Below are 15,813 nucleotides of genomic sequence, written 5' to 3'. Positions count from 1 at the left end.
TTAGGCGTGTGAAAGTTCCGTCACCATTTTTCCGTCGGCCATGGCCATTGTGTTTTCGAAGTAGGATGCAAAATCGCGTTCGTGTGTGACGATGATCACGGTCTTGCCCAAGCGCGCCAGACCCGCAAACAATTCGAATATCGCGGTTGACGTTTGCGAGTCGAGGTTGCCCGTGGGTTCGTCGGCCATGAGCACTGGCGGGTCGTTGGCCAGCGCCCGTGCAATGGCAGCGCGTTGTTGTTGTCCTCCGGAAAGCGCCGAAGGAAGTTTGTCGGCCTGGTCGCCTATGCCCACGTGTTGCAGCAATGCCAGCGCGCGTGGTCTTCTTTCTTTTGCCGGGTAACGATTGCAGAAGTCCATGGGCAACATCACGTTTTCGGCAATGGTGAGCGTGGGCAACAGTTGAAAAAATTGAAACACCACGCCAATGTTGATGCCACGCCACGAGGCCAGCTCACTTTCGGAAAGTGTGTCGATGCGCACGCCGTCTACCACCACACTCCCGTGCGTGGGTTTGTCGATGCCCGAAATGATATTCAGCAACGTGGACTTGCCACTGCCCGATTTGCCGGTGATGGCCATGAGCTGTCCGCGCGGTATGTCGAGCGTCATGTTGTTGAGGGCGTGAAAGATGCCCGAGGCCACGGGAAATGTTTTGGTGACTCCGCTGAGGCGGATGAGGAATTTTTCGTTGGTATGTTCCATATCGTTTTTTTTCTGCAACGATCGGAAAATGCAAAAGGCACATCGTCCACACGGATGTTGACGGACGTGTTCAGGGCATTAAATTTTTCTTGTACTCGGTGGGCGTCAACCCGGTGAAGCGTTTGAAGATGAGGTTGAATGTTGACTTTGATTTGAAGCCTGCCTCCATGGCGAGGCCCAGCATGTTAAAATGTTTCACCGCGGGATCGGCCATAAGTTTCTTCACTTGTTCCACTCTGTATTTATTAACAAAGTCGTAGAAGTTGTCGCCGGTGCCTTCGTTGATGAGCTGGGATAGCTGACTGCGGGTGATGTTTATGGCTTTAGCCAACGTTGTCAACGTCAGTTCCGGATCGAGGTAGGGTTTCTCGTGCTCCATATACGTCATCAACTGCTGCATCCGTGCGGGATCCGGTTTTTCTTTTTCAGCGATGGATGCGGATGTCAGCACGTCGTTCACTTTTATTTCTTCGTATTGAAAAATCTCGCGCTGAAGAATACCCTTGTAGCTCAACGCCAAAATGGAAAGGGCAAAAACAAACGCGGTGGCCCTGGGTAGCCACTCTCCCAACGAAAGATGAATGACGGCAAAGAGACTAAACAGAAACAGCAGGTTGATACAAAGAAATATTCCCATGAAAAAACGAACCCACCCGATGCTCACGTTCTCGGTGTTGGACACTTCGCGCGGTATCAGGTTCTGATAGTCACGCCAGCGCCGCTGAACCCAAAACTGATAGACCGAAAACTGCACCACCACCACAACCCAAAACACAACCACAATCAATCGATGAAACCGCTCCAGGGCGCGCAGAAAGTCCGCGTTGTTCACCGACCGCAGCGACAACGACAAAACGATGACGACAAAGAATGGCAGGAAGTGCAGCATCAACCAGCCGCTCCGCTTCACCGGCTTGCCGGTGATTTCGCACGCATAAAACCAAAGCAACGGCGCGATGAGAAGGAATGTGGGATCGCCAATGGTATAGACCTCGGCCGACAGGTGGTTGATGACCTGGCTGGCAAACAGGATGTGCGCGACGCTGAACACCAGCGCCACCAGCAACACCGACAAAAAGAAGTTGGCTCTCCCCTTTCGCACCCCACGCGTGTTGAGCAACACCACGATGAACACGCCCACCACGATGCCGCCATAGATCAAAACCAGGAATAGCTGATGAATTAATATGTTCAAAGCCCGGAAATTCTGTTTCTTAAATGTAGCGCAAAACTCAACACAACTCCGCCACAGGTCGTCCAATGGGATTTGGCTGGACGTTTAACGCCGTTGCGCCCTGTCATAGGACGTCGCTAGTCTTCTTCCACAGCCTCTTCGCGGGGCGCCGCGTGGTTCGTTTGCTCACGCAACGCCCTGAAGGCTGTGCTGCTTTGTTCGAGGTAGGCGGGGGTTCCCTCGTCGATCACGACGCCATCCTTCAGAACATACACATAGTCGAACATCGACAGCAGGTGCAGGCGGTGGAGCGAGCTGATCACGGTTTTGCCTTCGAACGCCTGGAACAAATTGCGATACACGGTTTGCTCGGTGCGGGGGTCTACGCTGCTGGTGGGTTCGTCGAGCAGCACGATGTTGCTGGAACGGGCCGCGAGCACGCCACGGGCCAGAGCCAGTCGTTGTTTCTGGCCACCGGAAAGGTTCACACCCTTTTCCATAATGTTTGTGTCCAGTCCTTGTGGAAGGTGATGAATGACCGTCGAGAATTGTGCGGCATCGCAGGCTTCCTTCACTTCGTGTTCTTCGAAAGCCAGGCCGAGGGTGATGTTGTAGCGCACGGTGTTTTCAAAAATCTCCGGGTCCTGGGGCAGCAGGGTGATGGTGTCGGCCAGCGTGTCGAAACTGATGCGTTCGGTTTCATTCACCATCACCTCGCCTTCTTGTGGTGTATACAGTCCGCGGAGCAAGGCGAGCAAGGTGCTTTTGCCACTCCCGCTTTCGCCCACCAACGCCACACGCTGACCGCGTGGGAAGTGCAGGCTTAGGTTGGTCACCCCGGTGTGCGGTGCGCGCTCCACGCCGCGGCCCCGGTGGAAGGTGAGGTGTTTAATATCGAGCACGCGCCAATGGTCGGGCAACGGTTCGGCGGCCAGGGCGGTGTGTTTTTCGTCAAATGCTTTTTCGATGTCGCGCACGTTCTGAACATCGGTGTCGTATTTCACAATCTGTGTGTAGTGAGCCGCCACGTCGTTGAACACGCTGGTGAACTGGTTCACATAGCCCAACAGAATGATGAGGCCTCCGATCATGAAGGGTTCGCCGGGGTTCCAGTGCTGAAACAGATAGCCCAATGTGGTGACGCCATAGATGATGGCGATCATCATTTGTGCCGTGAACCATTTCCATTCGTTGATGACCACGTTGCGTTTGAACGGCGGATACACGGCCAGCAGCTTTGACAGAAACGTGGTCTGGATTCTTTTTTCCAACCGAAGCGTGATCACCGTCACTATGTTCGACAAACTGTCAAACAACGTTGACGACACTTCGTGCTCGCGTTCGTTCACCTGTCGCAGCGTGGCCACAAAAGGTTTGTCGAATTTCCGGATGATGAGAATGGTGATGGCGCCCAGCACCACGCCGATGGAACCAAACACGGGCGAGAAGTAGAGCATGGCACCGAACGAAAAAAAGAATTTTCCGAACGAATAGAAATAGATGAAGCCGTTCTGAAAAAAATCGCGCAGCGCTTCATAGGCTTTCCGAAGTTTGTTGATGGTGGCGCCGCTGTGATGATCCTGGTGCCAGGCCATGGGCAGATGCAGTATCTTGTGATAGAGCTCTTCCATGAAATTGCGGCTCACCGAAAATGCAAGCTTGCGTTCGAGCACGCGACCGGGTCCGTGAAAGGCCCACTCCAGCAGACGCGCACCCACAAAGAACGCGATGTAGATCCATCCTGTGCGCAACACATCCACCCCTTGCGTCTGCAGTTCGTTCACAAACCAGCCATAAAAAATCGGAGACGCGGCCACCACAATGTTGGCCATGACAAAACAGGAATATACCAGCACGAAGCGCTTTCGCTCCTGTCGCGCATATTTCCACGCCGTGGCCAGCAGAGAAAAATAAGGATTCTGCATGTTGAACAAGGGGACAAGACCCGCTACAAAAATAGCCCGGATATTGCCGATTGCAATCGCATTTTTAGCAATGCGAATTCATCACCTCCGGAGAACCGAACGTTTCAGAATCAAAATCAAAAAATGACGGGAAAAATTACGCGACGCGGTCAACGGTTTCGGCAGTCGCGAGCGGTTGTTTCTTGTCGGCGAGGTACTGTTTTTGAAACAGGGGCTTCGCATCGTTAAAGGTGGTTACCGCGCCGATGTAGGACAACAGGCGGATGTAGCACCACGCGAGGTCGAGCTGATACCACATAAATCCCGAGCGTGCACTGTGCGGAAACAAATGGTGGTTGTTGTGCCACTCGCCTGCCACGATGCCGGGCCAGGCTTGGTTGATGGATTTATCTTTTCGGTTGAAGTCAACACCTTCGCGCTGCACATCCTTGCCTTTGCCATGGCCTTCGAAGTTGAACGTGCGAACGCCCACGGCCCAGAAGCATGCTCCGCCAAACAACGCAAACGCCAGCGGGTGACCGCCGATGAGGAAGAACACGCCATACCAGAAACCCCAGTTGAGCACCCAGTGCAAAAGGGTGAGCCCGGGTCTTGCCAACGCGCCCCATTTCAAATAGCCTTGATACGAATTGGTTTGCACACCCGTGTGCTTCATCAGGTTCACCGCGCGGTTGTAGTCATCTTCGCTCAGGTTTCGGTTGATGGGCTGATGCGTTACATCGGCCAGGAAGCAATACAAAAATCCTGCGGTAGCATTGTAAGGATCGCCGGGTTGATCAGACTTGCAGTGGTGCACGTGATGCGACACCACATAAATTTCTTCGGGAATAATTTTCAGCGACAGGTTGCGTGTCACGAACAGCCAGAACTTATTACGGAAGGTGTAGGCGCCGTGCGTGCAATAGCGATGATGCCAGATGGTGCCGTGCGTGCCCATGAACACCATGCTGTAGAAGAAAGCGGCCACCAGCAAACCCCAGGTGAAATAATGAAAGATGAAGACGATGAAAAAAGGTGCGAGGCAAACCACCTGCAACCAGCTCATGAAGGAAAGCCAGTTCTTACGCGTTCTGAAAATGTTTAAGCGATAAAAAAATTCACTCACAATCTGACCATTGGTGGGCTTCACCAGGTTGCCCGATTCATCTTGCCAGCCGTAGCGGGGGGGCTCCAACACATAATCTAAAAACGCCATATTACTTTTTAACCCTATTGAACCTTGAATGTAAGCATAATAAAATGAAATCAAACCTTAATTGAGGAATACCTCCCGCACCGCATGCACCACACAACACAGTACATGAGTTGATGTAGGCTTATCTCACTATTCTCACTTTTTGCCTTCTTCGCATGGTGCTACACTCACGTTCGGTAGGGTGTTCGCACTGCGCGACAAGCGACAGATAACGCCACTGGCAACACATTGTTGTCTGCCGTGAATTTTCCAGCTTCAAATAACCTTCCAAAACCATCTTTAAATCAACATTCCGTTCAGTATCTTTCCCGCTTTATTTTTTCGAGCGCTTATGAAAGAGGAGGCACAGGCCAATCAACGACTGTTTTTGTTAGGCATGATTCTCAGCATGACGTGCTGGGGCTTTAGCTGGACGTCGGGAAAAATTTTGTCGCACTATGCCGGCCCGCTCACCATTTCCTTCTTCCGCTTTGCCCTCACGTTTGTGTCGCTGCTGCTCATCTTGTGGCTGGCCAAACAAAAGCTGAGTCTTGATAAAAGTGGCTTCCGCGATCTGATTCTCGCTTCCTTACTGATTTCGCTATACACATATTTGTTTTTCAAAGGACTCACCGTAGGCAAGGCAGGCGCCGGTGGCATTCTGGTTACGGTGCTCAACCCCATCATTTCCTATTGCCTCACACTGGGCATCGCACGCCGAAAGCCGACACGTCAGGAGTTTTATGGTTTGTCGTTGGGGGTGTTGGCGGGACTTATCCTGTTGAAGATTTTCACAGACGCGTCGGCCTTGTGGAGTGCGGGCAACGTTTATTTCCTGCTGGCCTCGTTCTCGTGGGCATTGCTGAGCCTGGTCACGGCACGTGCATCGCGCTATGGTTCGCCGCCGGCGTTCAGTTGCTGGATGTATGGCGTGAGCACGATCGTAATGTTCGCGTTGTCGGGCCCTTCCGCGTCGGTTGTGCTGATAGATCATGCCGATGCCACGTTCTGGGGAAACCTGTTCTTCAGCGCCACCATCACCACATCGCTGGCCACCACGTTCTACTTCATCGCCACGGTGAAGATCGGTGCCAGCAAAGCCAGCAGTTTCATTTTTCTCGTGCCGTTCTCTGCCGCCCTGGGTTCCTGGATCTTTCTCAACGAAGTGCCACAGCTGCATTCCATTGTCGGCGGCCTGCTGGGCATTGCTGCCGTGTATATCCTGAACATGAAAAAGCGGGTAGCCTCAACGTGACGACACAAAAAAAGGCTGAAGAATTCTCCAGCCTTTCTTTTTCCAGTATCCGTTCCTCTACCACACAATGGTGACGACCGCTTTCGCGGGAATGGTGTAGCTGAATTGGCGTGCACCGAGTTTCGCGATAAAGGTTTGCTGACTGCTTCCGGCGTTTGAAACAATGAGGGCTTTGCTGCCATCGGTGTTGATGAACGCCACGTTGTCGAGTTGGGTCGAGCTTTCAAAGGAGGTCGACGCCACACGAAACGCTCCGGGACGCACAAACTTAGCGAAGTGGCCCAGCGAATAATACTCTACGTTTTTTGTGACCGTGCCCGAAGTTGAGTTGATGGTTACCACCCCGCGACAATCGGCACAGCCATTGTTGGTGGGGCCCGCGTTTTCGTCGAGGGCCAGGTTCCAGAGCAATGCGTTCTTCGACCAGTTCTTGGTGGTGCCTATAAAAATGTTGGCCATCTGCCACTGCAGGTTATCGCTGAAGTTTGTTGCCCATGCACCGCCCGAAATCTCTGTGAAATAAAGACCCTTCGTAGGGCTTGCATTGTGCACCACGCTCATGGCCGACACGTTTCCGCCATAGGCATGAAACGCCGAACCTGCAATGTACTGTGAAGCACCGGCGTCGTTCAGGATCGAGATGGCATAGGCCGTATTGTCCCAGTTGTGATCGTAGGTCACAATTTTCGTGGTGATGCCTGCGGCCTGAAACGCAGGACCGAGACTGTTCTTGATGAAGTTAAGCTGGTCGGTCGCCTGCATCTCCATGCAGGGATAGGTTGCTGTAGAGAACAAGGGCTCGTTCTGCGGCGTGATGGCGTCGATGGTGATGCCTTCTGCCTTGAACGCCTGAACATACTTCACAAAATATTGTGCATAGCTGTCGTAGGCGTCTGTCTTCAGTTTGCCGCCCTTCAGGTTGCCGTTGGTTTTCATCCAGGCCGGCGGGCTCCAGGGCGATCCCATGATGCGCAGGTTGCTTTGCACGGAAAGAATCTGTTTCAGCATCGGCACCACATCGTCCTGGTCTTTGTCGATGTTGAAGTTGTCGAGCGGATAGTCCGTCTGGCCTGCAGGCATGTCGTCATACGTGTAGTCCGACAGTGAAAAGTCGGAAGCGCCAATGGTCATGCGCAGGTAGCTGATGCCAATGCCATCGGTGGCGTTGAACAGGCTTTTCAGCAAAGAGCTCCGCTGCGAAGCCGACATTTTTTTGTTTATGAGGTAGGCCGACGAACCGGTGAGGGCCGCGCCAAAGCCTTCAATTTCCTGTAGCCGTGTGGTGGTGTCCAGGGTAATGGTCGGTGTGCCCACCGCTGTGGTGATGGCTGCGTCGCTTTGTCGGGCGAGCAAGCTTGTTTGGTCGCCGGTGGTGAGCCATACCTGTGCTTTCCCTACAGCAACGGGCTGCACGGGAGGGCCGGGTTTCGGGTCGCTGTCCTTCTGGCAGCTCACCGCCACCAGCACAAGCGTTGTCAACATATAAACCATGCCTCGTTTGCGGGGCATTCCGGAAATTGTGTTTGTCATCGTGCTAGTCATCTTCATCATCGCCCTCTTCTCTTGCTGTTCAATTACCATACAAACGTCGCCACTGCGCCTTTCGGGAGTGTTGCGTTAAATGTTTTTGTGCCGGCCTTCACACCGACATGTTTTTCTGCATCGGTGTCGTTCACGGCCACCATCACCTTCTTGCCTTGCGGCGTGATGAAGGTCACGTTGGGAACGCCTTCCACTTCGGTTGATGCAATGCGCACCGAACCTTCGGGCACAAATTTAGAAGCATGGCCGATAATATAATACGAAACATTGCGTGTCACCTCGGCGCCGATGGTTAACGCGCCCTGGCACGATGTGCAGCCACCGTCGGGTGTGTGGGGATTAAACTGCGGGTCGGCCGCGAGGTTCCATTCCAGCACGTTGCGGCTCCAGTTGCGCGTGGCGCCAATCACGAGGTGCTTGGTGTGCCATTGCAGGTCGCCGGCAAACGAGCCTTCGCCCGACGTCCACTGCTCGGTGAAGTACACGTTCTTGTCGGGATGTGCTTCGTGCACTTTCGACAACACTTCGATTTCGCCCAGGTAGAGGTGAAACGCCGAACCGTCTACAAATGGTTTTGCTTCGGCGTCGTTCAACACGGCGATGGGATATTCGGGATGATCGCAGTTGTGATCAAACACCACAATCTTGGTCGCGATGCCTGCGGTCTTAAATGCGGGGCCCAGATTTTTTTTCACGAACAACGCCTGATCTTCGGCCGTCATAATCATGCTGGGGGTGTTCTTGGGATTTTCAGGTTCGTTCTGCAACGTCACGGCGTCGATCGCGATGCCTTCCTGCTTCATCTCCTGAATGTATTGCACAAAATATTTTGCATAGGCTTCATAGAACTCCGGTTTCAGTTTTCCGGCTTTCGCCTTATCGTTGTCTTTCATCCACGTGGGTGCCGACCAGGGGCTGCCCATGATTTTGATGTTTGGATTAAGTGCTATGATTTCTTTGAGGATGGGAATGAGGTGTTTGCGATCTTCGTCGAGGCTAAACTGAAATGCCTTTCCGTTTGCCGGTTTTTTGTCGGCATACGAAAACACATGATCGTCGAGGTCGGAAGCGCCAATGCTGATGCGCAGATAGCTGATGCCGATGCCTTGTCCTTCGGTGAGAAACAGTTCCTTCAGCCATGTAGCTCTTTTGCCGCTGTCGAGCGCATGCAGCAGGGCAGCGCTCCCGCCGGTCAATGAGAAACCAAATCCATCGATGCTTTGAAAACGTTGTGTTGTGTCCACAGCAATGACGGCCGCATTTTGGTCGGGCACGGTCAACGCTGTTTTGGCCAGCAGCGACGCGCGGTCGCCGGTGGTCATGTAGAACGCCACGCCATTGTCTTCTGCGGTGGCTGGAATTTCCGGCGACTTTTTGGAACACGAGGCTATTCCGATCGCCACCACCAACAAGACGCCTAACTTGATTGCAAGTCTATTCTGATTTTTAACTGAGATCATAAGAAGTATATAAAAAGCAAGAGGATAGCATGTCGCTATCCTCTTCCCTATCTGTCAAACTTATTGTTTTACGAAAGTGTATTCTCCGGATGCAAAATCATCCGCCACCACGATGGTCGCCTTGTAGGTTCCCGTAGAGGTGATGCCCTTGTAGTTGGGGCCTTTCACAACCATGGTGCCGGTGAGCGATGTGCTGCTGCTTCCGAACTCGATGTCCCAGGGCGAGTTGATTTTCGAATCAAAGCCTGCGGTGAGGTCGCCTGTGGTGGTAAACGTGAACGGATGCGAGTAGGCCATCACCAGTTCCTGGCGCTGATCCCAGCCGCCGTCGTTGTTCCAATGGAAGAGCTTCAGGTTGTAGTGTTTCCAGCTCAGCTCTTTTTGATCGAAGTCAACGTTCACGGTATACGCCTGGTCGTGGTCCACGGTAATGATGCCGTCTTCGTCGCCATCCACCACATCGCCCGAGCCGTCTTCTGCGGTGTTGATTTCATAGTTCTTGCTGGCTTGCAGGGGCACGTATTTCACGCTTTTGAAAATGTCGCCGTCCTTTGTGAATTTCAGAATCATCTTGCCGTCTTCCAGCAGATAGAGCTCCGAAGGTGTGTTTGTGGTTTCGACGGTGAAGGTTCCGCTCACCGCGTTGGCCGTGATGTCGGTTGCCTTGCCAATGATCGTTTCCACCACCACCACAATTTTTGTAAGCGTGTAGGTATAGCCTGCGGGGGTGAGGCTCAAGGTCACTTTGTGCAGACCGGTTGTTCCGGGAATATCTTCAAAAGCCACACCGGTGTCGTTGCCTTCCGATTCCAGAATCACTTTGCCGCCTTTGTTGTTTGCTGTGGCCGTATTTTTTATGCGCTTCATCAGCAAGCCCCAGTCGCCGTTGGCGCGGAACACAAAACCTGATTCGCTAAGGAACGGCACTTCTTTTTCCCAAACACCTTTGCCCACATAGGCGAGCGGCACATCGCCACCCCAGCCGCCTTCCACGGCATCGCCTACCAGACTCCAGCGGTCGATGAGCAACACGTTGTAGGTGTTGTTCACCAGGTCTACCGTGATGCGATACTCTCCGGTTTCGGGTGCTGCAATGTCACTGCCACACGTAACTTTTCCATCGGCGCCGCCCATCTTGCGCGAGTGCGCGTCGGCCTGGTCGCGGAAGAAGTAGGTTGAGCCTTTGGTGAGGTGTGTGTAGATTTCGAATACACCAGTAGGATTTTTATCGGCATCGGTCAGTGCGCGGAACGGCAATGCTTTCGTGAGGTCGGCGCCGCCTTCGGTAGCTTCGCCGGTCAGGAAAAGCGTGGTGGGCACATATTCGGTTTCAAAACGTTTGAAGGTGATCTCGCGGGTTTCAACCGCTTTCTTCTCGATCGCTTTGGCAACTACCACCCATTGCAATTTCACTTCGGCGTTTGCCGGATAGCAAGCGGCCCACAGGGCATAGTCAATTTGCTCGGCCGTCAATGCCACCCAGGTGTCTTTGCCGGCGTTGGCCGGTGTTGCCGACAAGATCGGATGATCATAGTCGGTGCTGCCGGTGGGTACCAGCACCAGCGTGTACTGCACCAGGAAACGGTTTGTTGTTGTCGATGCCGTCCACTCAAAACGCGTGGCAGCGTCGGGTTCATTTTCGTCGAGCGACACGTTGGTGTTCGCGTTGGGCATCACGAGACCTGGAGCAGTAATCTCCCAGTTGCCCACAGGTTCCATGTTATCTTTTTCGCTGCACGACCAGGCTGCAGACAGCAGGATAAGCGACAGGTAAATAAATATTTTTTTCATCGTTTGATGGCGGTTAAGAGTGTTTAGTTATAGCCTGGATTTTGACCCAACACCTGATTCCGGTTGCGTTCCGACTGTGGAATGGGAAGCAGTTGCTTTTCGGTAGTCATCTTGTAGACCTTCATTTGTTCGGTGATGATGTTCATTTCCTGCAGGGCATTCATCACATCCACCGCCACGTTGTTGCGGCGCAGGTCGTCCCAACGTTGGGCTTCCTGTGCAAGCTCTAGACGGCGTTCGTTCAGGATGGCGGTCTTCAGCTCGGCGTTGGTTGCCGGTGTATCGCCCAGGCCTGCGCGATGGCGCACCTGGTTCAGCAATGTTTTTGCTGCGTCGGTTTGACCTTTCACATTCAGAGCTTCTGCTTTCAACAACAGGATGTCGGCCAGACGCACAATGTATTGACGGTTGGTGCTGGCACCGGAGCTGGCGCTTTTCCATTTGAAGGCAAAGGGCACATCGCCGTTCACCACCTTCGACCAGAACTCGTCGGCCCAGGGTGCTTTCTCGAACAAGATGGATGCTGTCTTGCGTTCCACATCGCCTTCGGCGTCGAATGCGTTGATGAGGTCATGCGAAGGCGTCACAAATTTTCTCCAGGTGTCGCCGGTAATAGAGGGGGGCAACAGCAAGCCGGGTCCCCAGTTGCCTTCGGGTGCTCCAACAAACTGTACTTCCATGATCGACTCGGCGTTGTTGTAGTGCGCGCCGTCCCAGAGGTCGGCAAAGTTGTCGAGCAACGTGTAGCCTGCGGGGCTGTTGATGACGGCGTCGGCATATTGAATCACTTTGTCGTAGTCGCGGTCCGCTTTCTGGGCATACACTTTTGCAAGCATGGCATTGGCCGCGCCCTTTGTTGCGCGGGCTTTGTTCACGCTGGCCACATCGCCATAGGTGTCGGGCAGGTTCTGCACAGCAAACTCGAGGTCGGCAATGATTTGTGCATACACCTCGGCTTCGGTGCTTCGTTCGATCTGTGTTTCAGAAGGGGCCGTAGACGCAACGGGCTTTGTGATGAGTGGCACACCGCCCCACATCTTCACCAATTGATAGTAGTGAAACGCGCGCAGGAAAGAAGCCTCACCCAAAATCTGGTTGCGGCGGTTTCCATTTTCAAGCTTTGCGTCCACAATGCCGGGCACTTTTGCCAGCACAGTATTGGCTTTGGCGATGGCATTGTAAATCTGCGACCAGTTGTTGAAAAGACGGCCGTTGGTGGGCACTACTTCCAGGTTCTCGACCGCAAAAATCTCTGCGTTGTCGCCGCCGGCATAGTAGTTGTCAGACATCACGTCGTTGAAGATGATGTTGTCCCAGATGTAATACTCCTGTGAGAAGGAATCGTAGACACCGACAAGCGCCGCCTCGGCATCGTTGGCCGTGACGTATGCGTTTTCTGCCGTGGCATCCGAAATGGGTTTCAGGTCGAGGTAGTCGTTGCAAGACGACAGCACGGTGAGCGCTGTGGCAACAAGGATATAGTTTTTGAATTTTGTTATCATGACATGCGTCGCATTAGAATGAAACATTGAGACCGAAGATGAGGTTGCGTGTTTGCGGGTAGGTGCCATAGTCAACACCGAGTGAAGTGTTCTTCACACCGTTGTCGCTATCGCCACCAAAGGCGCTCACTTCGGGGTCGTAGCCTTTGTAGCCCGTGATGGTGAACAGGTTTTCGCCCGTCACATACACTTTCAGATTGCTCATGTGCAACTTCGTGATCATGGCCGAAGGCACGTTATAGCTCAGCGTCACGGCTTTCACACGCATGTAGGAACCGTCTTCCACAAAACGCGACGACAAGCGCGAGTTGTTGGTGTTGCCCCAGCTGGAACGCGGAATGTCGGTGATATCACCGGCTGCGCGCCAGCGGTTTGCCACCACGGCCGACTGATTTTTTGCATCCGTCATGCCTTCTGTTTCAATGCGGGTGGCATTAAACACGTCGTTGCCTTGTGAACCTTGCAAGAAAATGCTGAGCGAGAAATTTTTGTACCCAAACGTATTGGTCATACCATAGATGAAATCGGGATTGGGATTGCCGATGAAGGTGCGATCGTCGGTGGCAGGATCGAATGTGCTTTCGCCGTTCTTGTCGATGTAGTAGGCATTGCCTGTAGCAGGATCAACACCGCCCGACACATACCCATAGAACATGCCGAGGGGCTTGCCTTCTACCGAGTAACTAACGTCGCCTCTACCGGCCACGCCGCCACCAATCACCTGCTGACCAACGATGCTCACCACTTTGTTCCGGTTAAACGAAATGTTGAAGTCGGTTTCCCATGTGAGTGCATTCACGAGGTTGCGCGACGTTACCTGGAATTCGAGACCCTTGTTTTGCAGTTTCCCTACGTTCTGCAAGCCTGTGTCGAAGCCTGTCGATTTTGGAATGGGCACATACAACAACAGGTCGGATGTGTTTTTCAAATAGGCATCGGCCGAAAACTGGATGCGTGAATTCAACACCGAGAAGTCGATACCAATGTTGGTTTGTTCGGTGCTCTCCCACTTCAGGTCATTGTTCTGAATGGTGTTGGGATACGTTCCCGGCAAGATGGCACCGCCGATGGGATAGTTAGCACCGGTGCTCACTTTGCCGATGTAGGCATAGCCTCCGATGTCGTTCCCCACAAGACCCCAGCCCGCGCGCAATTTCAGGTCGCTCACGGCGCCCACGCCCGCGAAGAACTCTTCTTCCGAAATTCTCCAGCCCACACTCACCGAAGGAAAATATCCCCAGCGATTGTTCGGACCAAACGACGACGAACCGTCGGCGCGGAAGTTGGCCGTCAGCAAGTAGCGGCCGTTGTAGTCGTAGGTGACACGGCTGATAAACGATGCGTTTGATTTTTCAGACTTGTCGTTCGATGCGCTCACGATAGTAGATCCGGCGTTGGTTGTAGGAATGCCGGCGCTCGAAAATCCGTTCTTTTCGATGGAGTTGTTTTCCCAGCGTGTTTTCTGAATCACCGATCCCACCAGCACACTCAGGTTGTGTTCGTTGAACGACTTGTTGTATTGCAGGGTGTTGTCCCAGATGTAGTAGTTAGTCAGGTTGGTCGAGTTGCGGGCAATGCCCTTCTTGGCGCGGCCATAGCTGGTGCTGAACGGATTGAGGAAGTAGTCGTTCACGCCAAGCTGATAGTCGATGCCCAGGTTGCTGCGCAGTTTCAACTCGGGGAGGAAATTGATCTCGGAGTAGACGTTGCCCAGCACGCGTTGATTTTTGTAGTTACGATCCGAGCCGTCGGTTCCCGCCACGGGGTTTTCCCAATCCTGAAAAGGGTTGGCTGTATACGTTCCGTTAGGACGGAAGATGCCGATGTTGGGAGGTGTGGACAGCATGCCGAGAATAACACCACCACTGTTCACGTTGAGGTTGTCGCTCACGTCTACATCGTGATATTTCACAAAGTTCAGGTTGGTTCCTACGGCCAGCCAGTTGTTCATTTTCTGTTCGAGGCTGATCTTGAAGTTGTAGCGATCCATTTCGCTGCTTCTCACGGCGCCGGTTTGTTGCATCCAGCCGCCCGAGATGTAGTAGGATGTCTTATCGCTTTTGCCGGAGATGGCCAGCTGATAGTTTTGTGATCTGCCGTTCTGGAAGATCTCGTTTTGCCAATCGGTGTTGGCCGTATATTGACTCCAGTCGGTGCTTTGACCAAGCTCCGTCATGAGGTCGCGGTATTGTTCGCTGTTCAGCACTTTCAGTTTGCGCCATGCTGTGGCAAAACCGGTGTAGGCGTTGAAGTCTACTCTGGGTGTTCCGCTCTTGCCTTTTTTGGTGGTGATGAGCACCACACCGTTGGCACCTTGCGCACCATAGATCGCTGCCGACGAGGCATCCTTCAAGATCGAGATGCTTTCGATATCCGCCGGGTTCAACGTGCGGGTGTCTGACGATGGCACGCCATCAACCACATAGAGTGGTTCGCTGCTTCCCGAGATTGAGCTTGTTCCGCGCACACGAATGCTGAAACCTGCCGAAGGTTTACCCGACGGCGAGATCACCTGCACGCCGGCCGTCTTGCCCTGGATCAGGTTTCCAAACTGCGTGTTGGGACGCGACGCCATGGCTTTCTGGTCCACAACGCCCACGGCACCCGTAATGTCTTTTTTCTCCTGGGTGCCATAGCCCACCACCACAATCTGTTCGAGGGTGGTGATGTCTTCTTCCATGGAGATGTCTATTGAAGTCCGGCCTTCGATCAGGGTTTCCTGAGTTTTATAGCCGATAAAGGAATAGATCAGCGTGCCTTCTTTGGCATTGATCCGGTAATTGCCATCTGCATCGGTCATTGAACCTACCGATGTGCCTTTCAGCATCACGCTCACACCCGGCAGTGCTTCGCCGGTCACCAAGGTGACTTTGCCCGTCACCACATCCTGGGCCCATGCGTTCAGGCTGCCCAGAAGCAGCAGGGCCACGATCATCCGTATACTATTTCTCATAAGCGATTAAAAAAGGTTGCGTTTAGTCATGGTTCAAAATTGGAAATGAGCAGCATAAAACACAAACTAACATACTGATGTATAGTGTGTTACATGTAATGATACGGTTCATGCACAGCCGTTAATGCGGCCCTGTGGGCCTAAAAACAGCCTTCTTTCAGAACAAGAAGGACAAAGGTGATACGCCAGATTTTCCGCAATCGGTTTCAGCAACGGATTGCGTAATCAAAAGATTATGAAGGCGTTATCCTTCGGGGTTAGGGGAAATAAATATTTTACTTTTTTTTGAACCCGGCCGAAAACGGTTCCAAATGGTCAAAAACGCAGTTTTT

General features: G+C 53.0%; 10 protein-coding genes. 1 reads left to right on the top strand and 9 read right to left on the bottom strand.

Annotated elements, in window-relative coordinates; genetic code table 11:
- The 4 genes from JI741_RS06180 to JI741_RS06165 all read right to left on the bottom strand — a co-directional run bounded on the left by JI741_RS06180 (position 1) and on the right by JI741_RS06165 (position 4,999).
- Positions 1-705, bottom strand: coding sequence for an ABC transporter ATP-binding protein (locus tag JI741_RS06180; RefSeq protein WP_202008177.1), 705 nt, complete (start codon positions 703-705; stop codon positions 1-3).
- A gap of 70 nt (positions 706-775) precedes the next feature.
- Positions 776-1,900, bottom strand: coding sequence for a helix-turn-helix domain-containing protein (locus tag JI741_RS06175; protein WP_202008176.1), 1,125 nt, complete (start codon positions 1,898-1,900; stop codon positions 776-778).
- 116 nt (positions 1,901-2,016) lie between these two features.
- Entirely contained in the window at positions 2,017-3,804 is a 1,788-nt protein-coding gene (locus JI741_RS06170; protein WP_202008175.1) for an ABC transporter ATP-binding protein, read from the bottom strand.
- Between the two features lie 136 nt (positions 3,805-3,940).
- Positions 3,941-4,999 (bottom strand): fatty acid desaturase, encoded by a 1,059-nt coding sequence (locus tag JI741_RS06165; protein WP_202008174.1) that lies wholly within the window; start codon positions 4,997-4,999, stop codon positions 3,941-3,943.
- Positions 5,000-5,330: 331 nt separating this feature from the next.
- Between JI741_RS06165 and JI741_RS06160 the strand changes: the two genes are divergently transcribed.
- Positions 5,331-6,233: a DMT family transporter gene (locus tag JI741_RS06160; protein WP_236675918.1), complete on the top strand. Its 903-nt coding sequence runs from the start codon at positions 5,331-5,333 to the stop codon at positions 6,231-6,233.
- A 57-nt stretch (positions 6,234-6,290) separates the two neighbouring features.
- Here the strand turns inward: JI741_RS06160 and JI741_RS06155 are convergent, their stop codons facing one another.
- The 5 genes from JI741_RS06155 to JI741_RS06135 all read right to left on the bottom strand — a co-directional run bounded on the left by JI741_RS06155 (position 6,291) and on the right by JI741_RS06135 (position 15,481).
- Positions 6,291-7,742: a glycoside hydrolase family 30 protein gene (locus JI741_RS06155; RefSeq protein WP_236675917.1), complete on the bottom strand. Its 1,452-nt coding sequence runs from the start codon at positions 7,740-7,742 to the stop codon at positions 6,291-6,293.
- A 65-nt stretch (positions 7,743-7,807) separates the two neighbouring features.
- Positions 7,808-9,235 (bottom strand): glycoside hydrolase family 30 protein, encoded by a 1,428-nt coding sequence (locus JI741_RS06150; protein WP_202008172.1) that lies wholly within the window; start codon positions 9,233-9,235, stop codon positions 7,808-7,810.
- A 60-nt stretch (positions 9,236-9,295) separates the two neighbouring features.
- Positions 9,296-11,026: a cadherin repeat domain-containing protein gene (locus tag JI741_RS06145; RefSeq protein ID WP_202008171.1), complete on the bottom strand. Its 1,731-nt coding sequence runs from the start codon at positions 11,024-11,026 to the stop codon at positions 9,296-9,298.
- 23 nt (positions 11,027-11,049) lie between these two features.
- Positions 11,050-12,528 carry a RagB/SusD family nutrient uptake outer membrane protein gene (locus JI741_RS06140; protein ID WP_202008170.1) on the bottom strand — a complete coding sequence of 493 codons (1,479 nt, stop codon included), beginning with the start codon at positions 12,526-12,528 and terminating at the stop codon, positions 11,050-11,052.
- Positions 12,529-12,541: 13 nt separating this feature from the next.
- A complete protein-coding gene (locus JI741_RS06135) occupies positions 12,542-15,481 on the bottom strand; it encodes a SusC/RagA family TonB-linked outer membrane protein (protein ID WP_236675916.1) in 2,940 nt (979 codons plus the stop codon).
- Positions 15,482-15,813 lie beyond the last annotated feature (332 nt).

This window comes from Chryseolinea lacunae (assembly GCF_016735595.1).
GTDB lineage: Bacteria > Bacteroidota > Bacteroidia > Cytophagales > Cyclobacteriaceae > Chryseolinea > Chryseolinea lacunae.
Note: the sequence above shows the minus strand (reverse complement) of the source record. Positions and strands in the feature narration are given on the sequence as shown.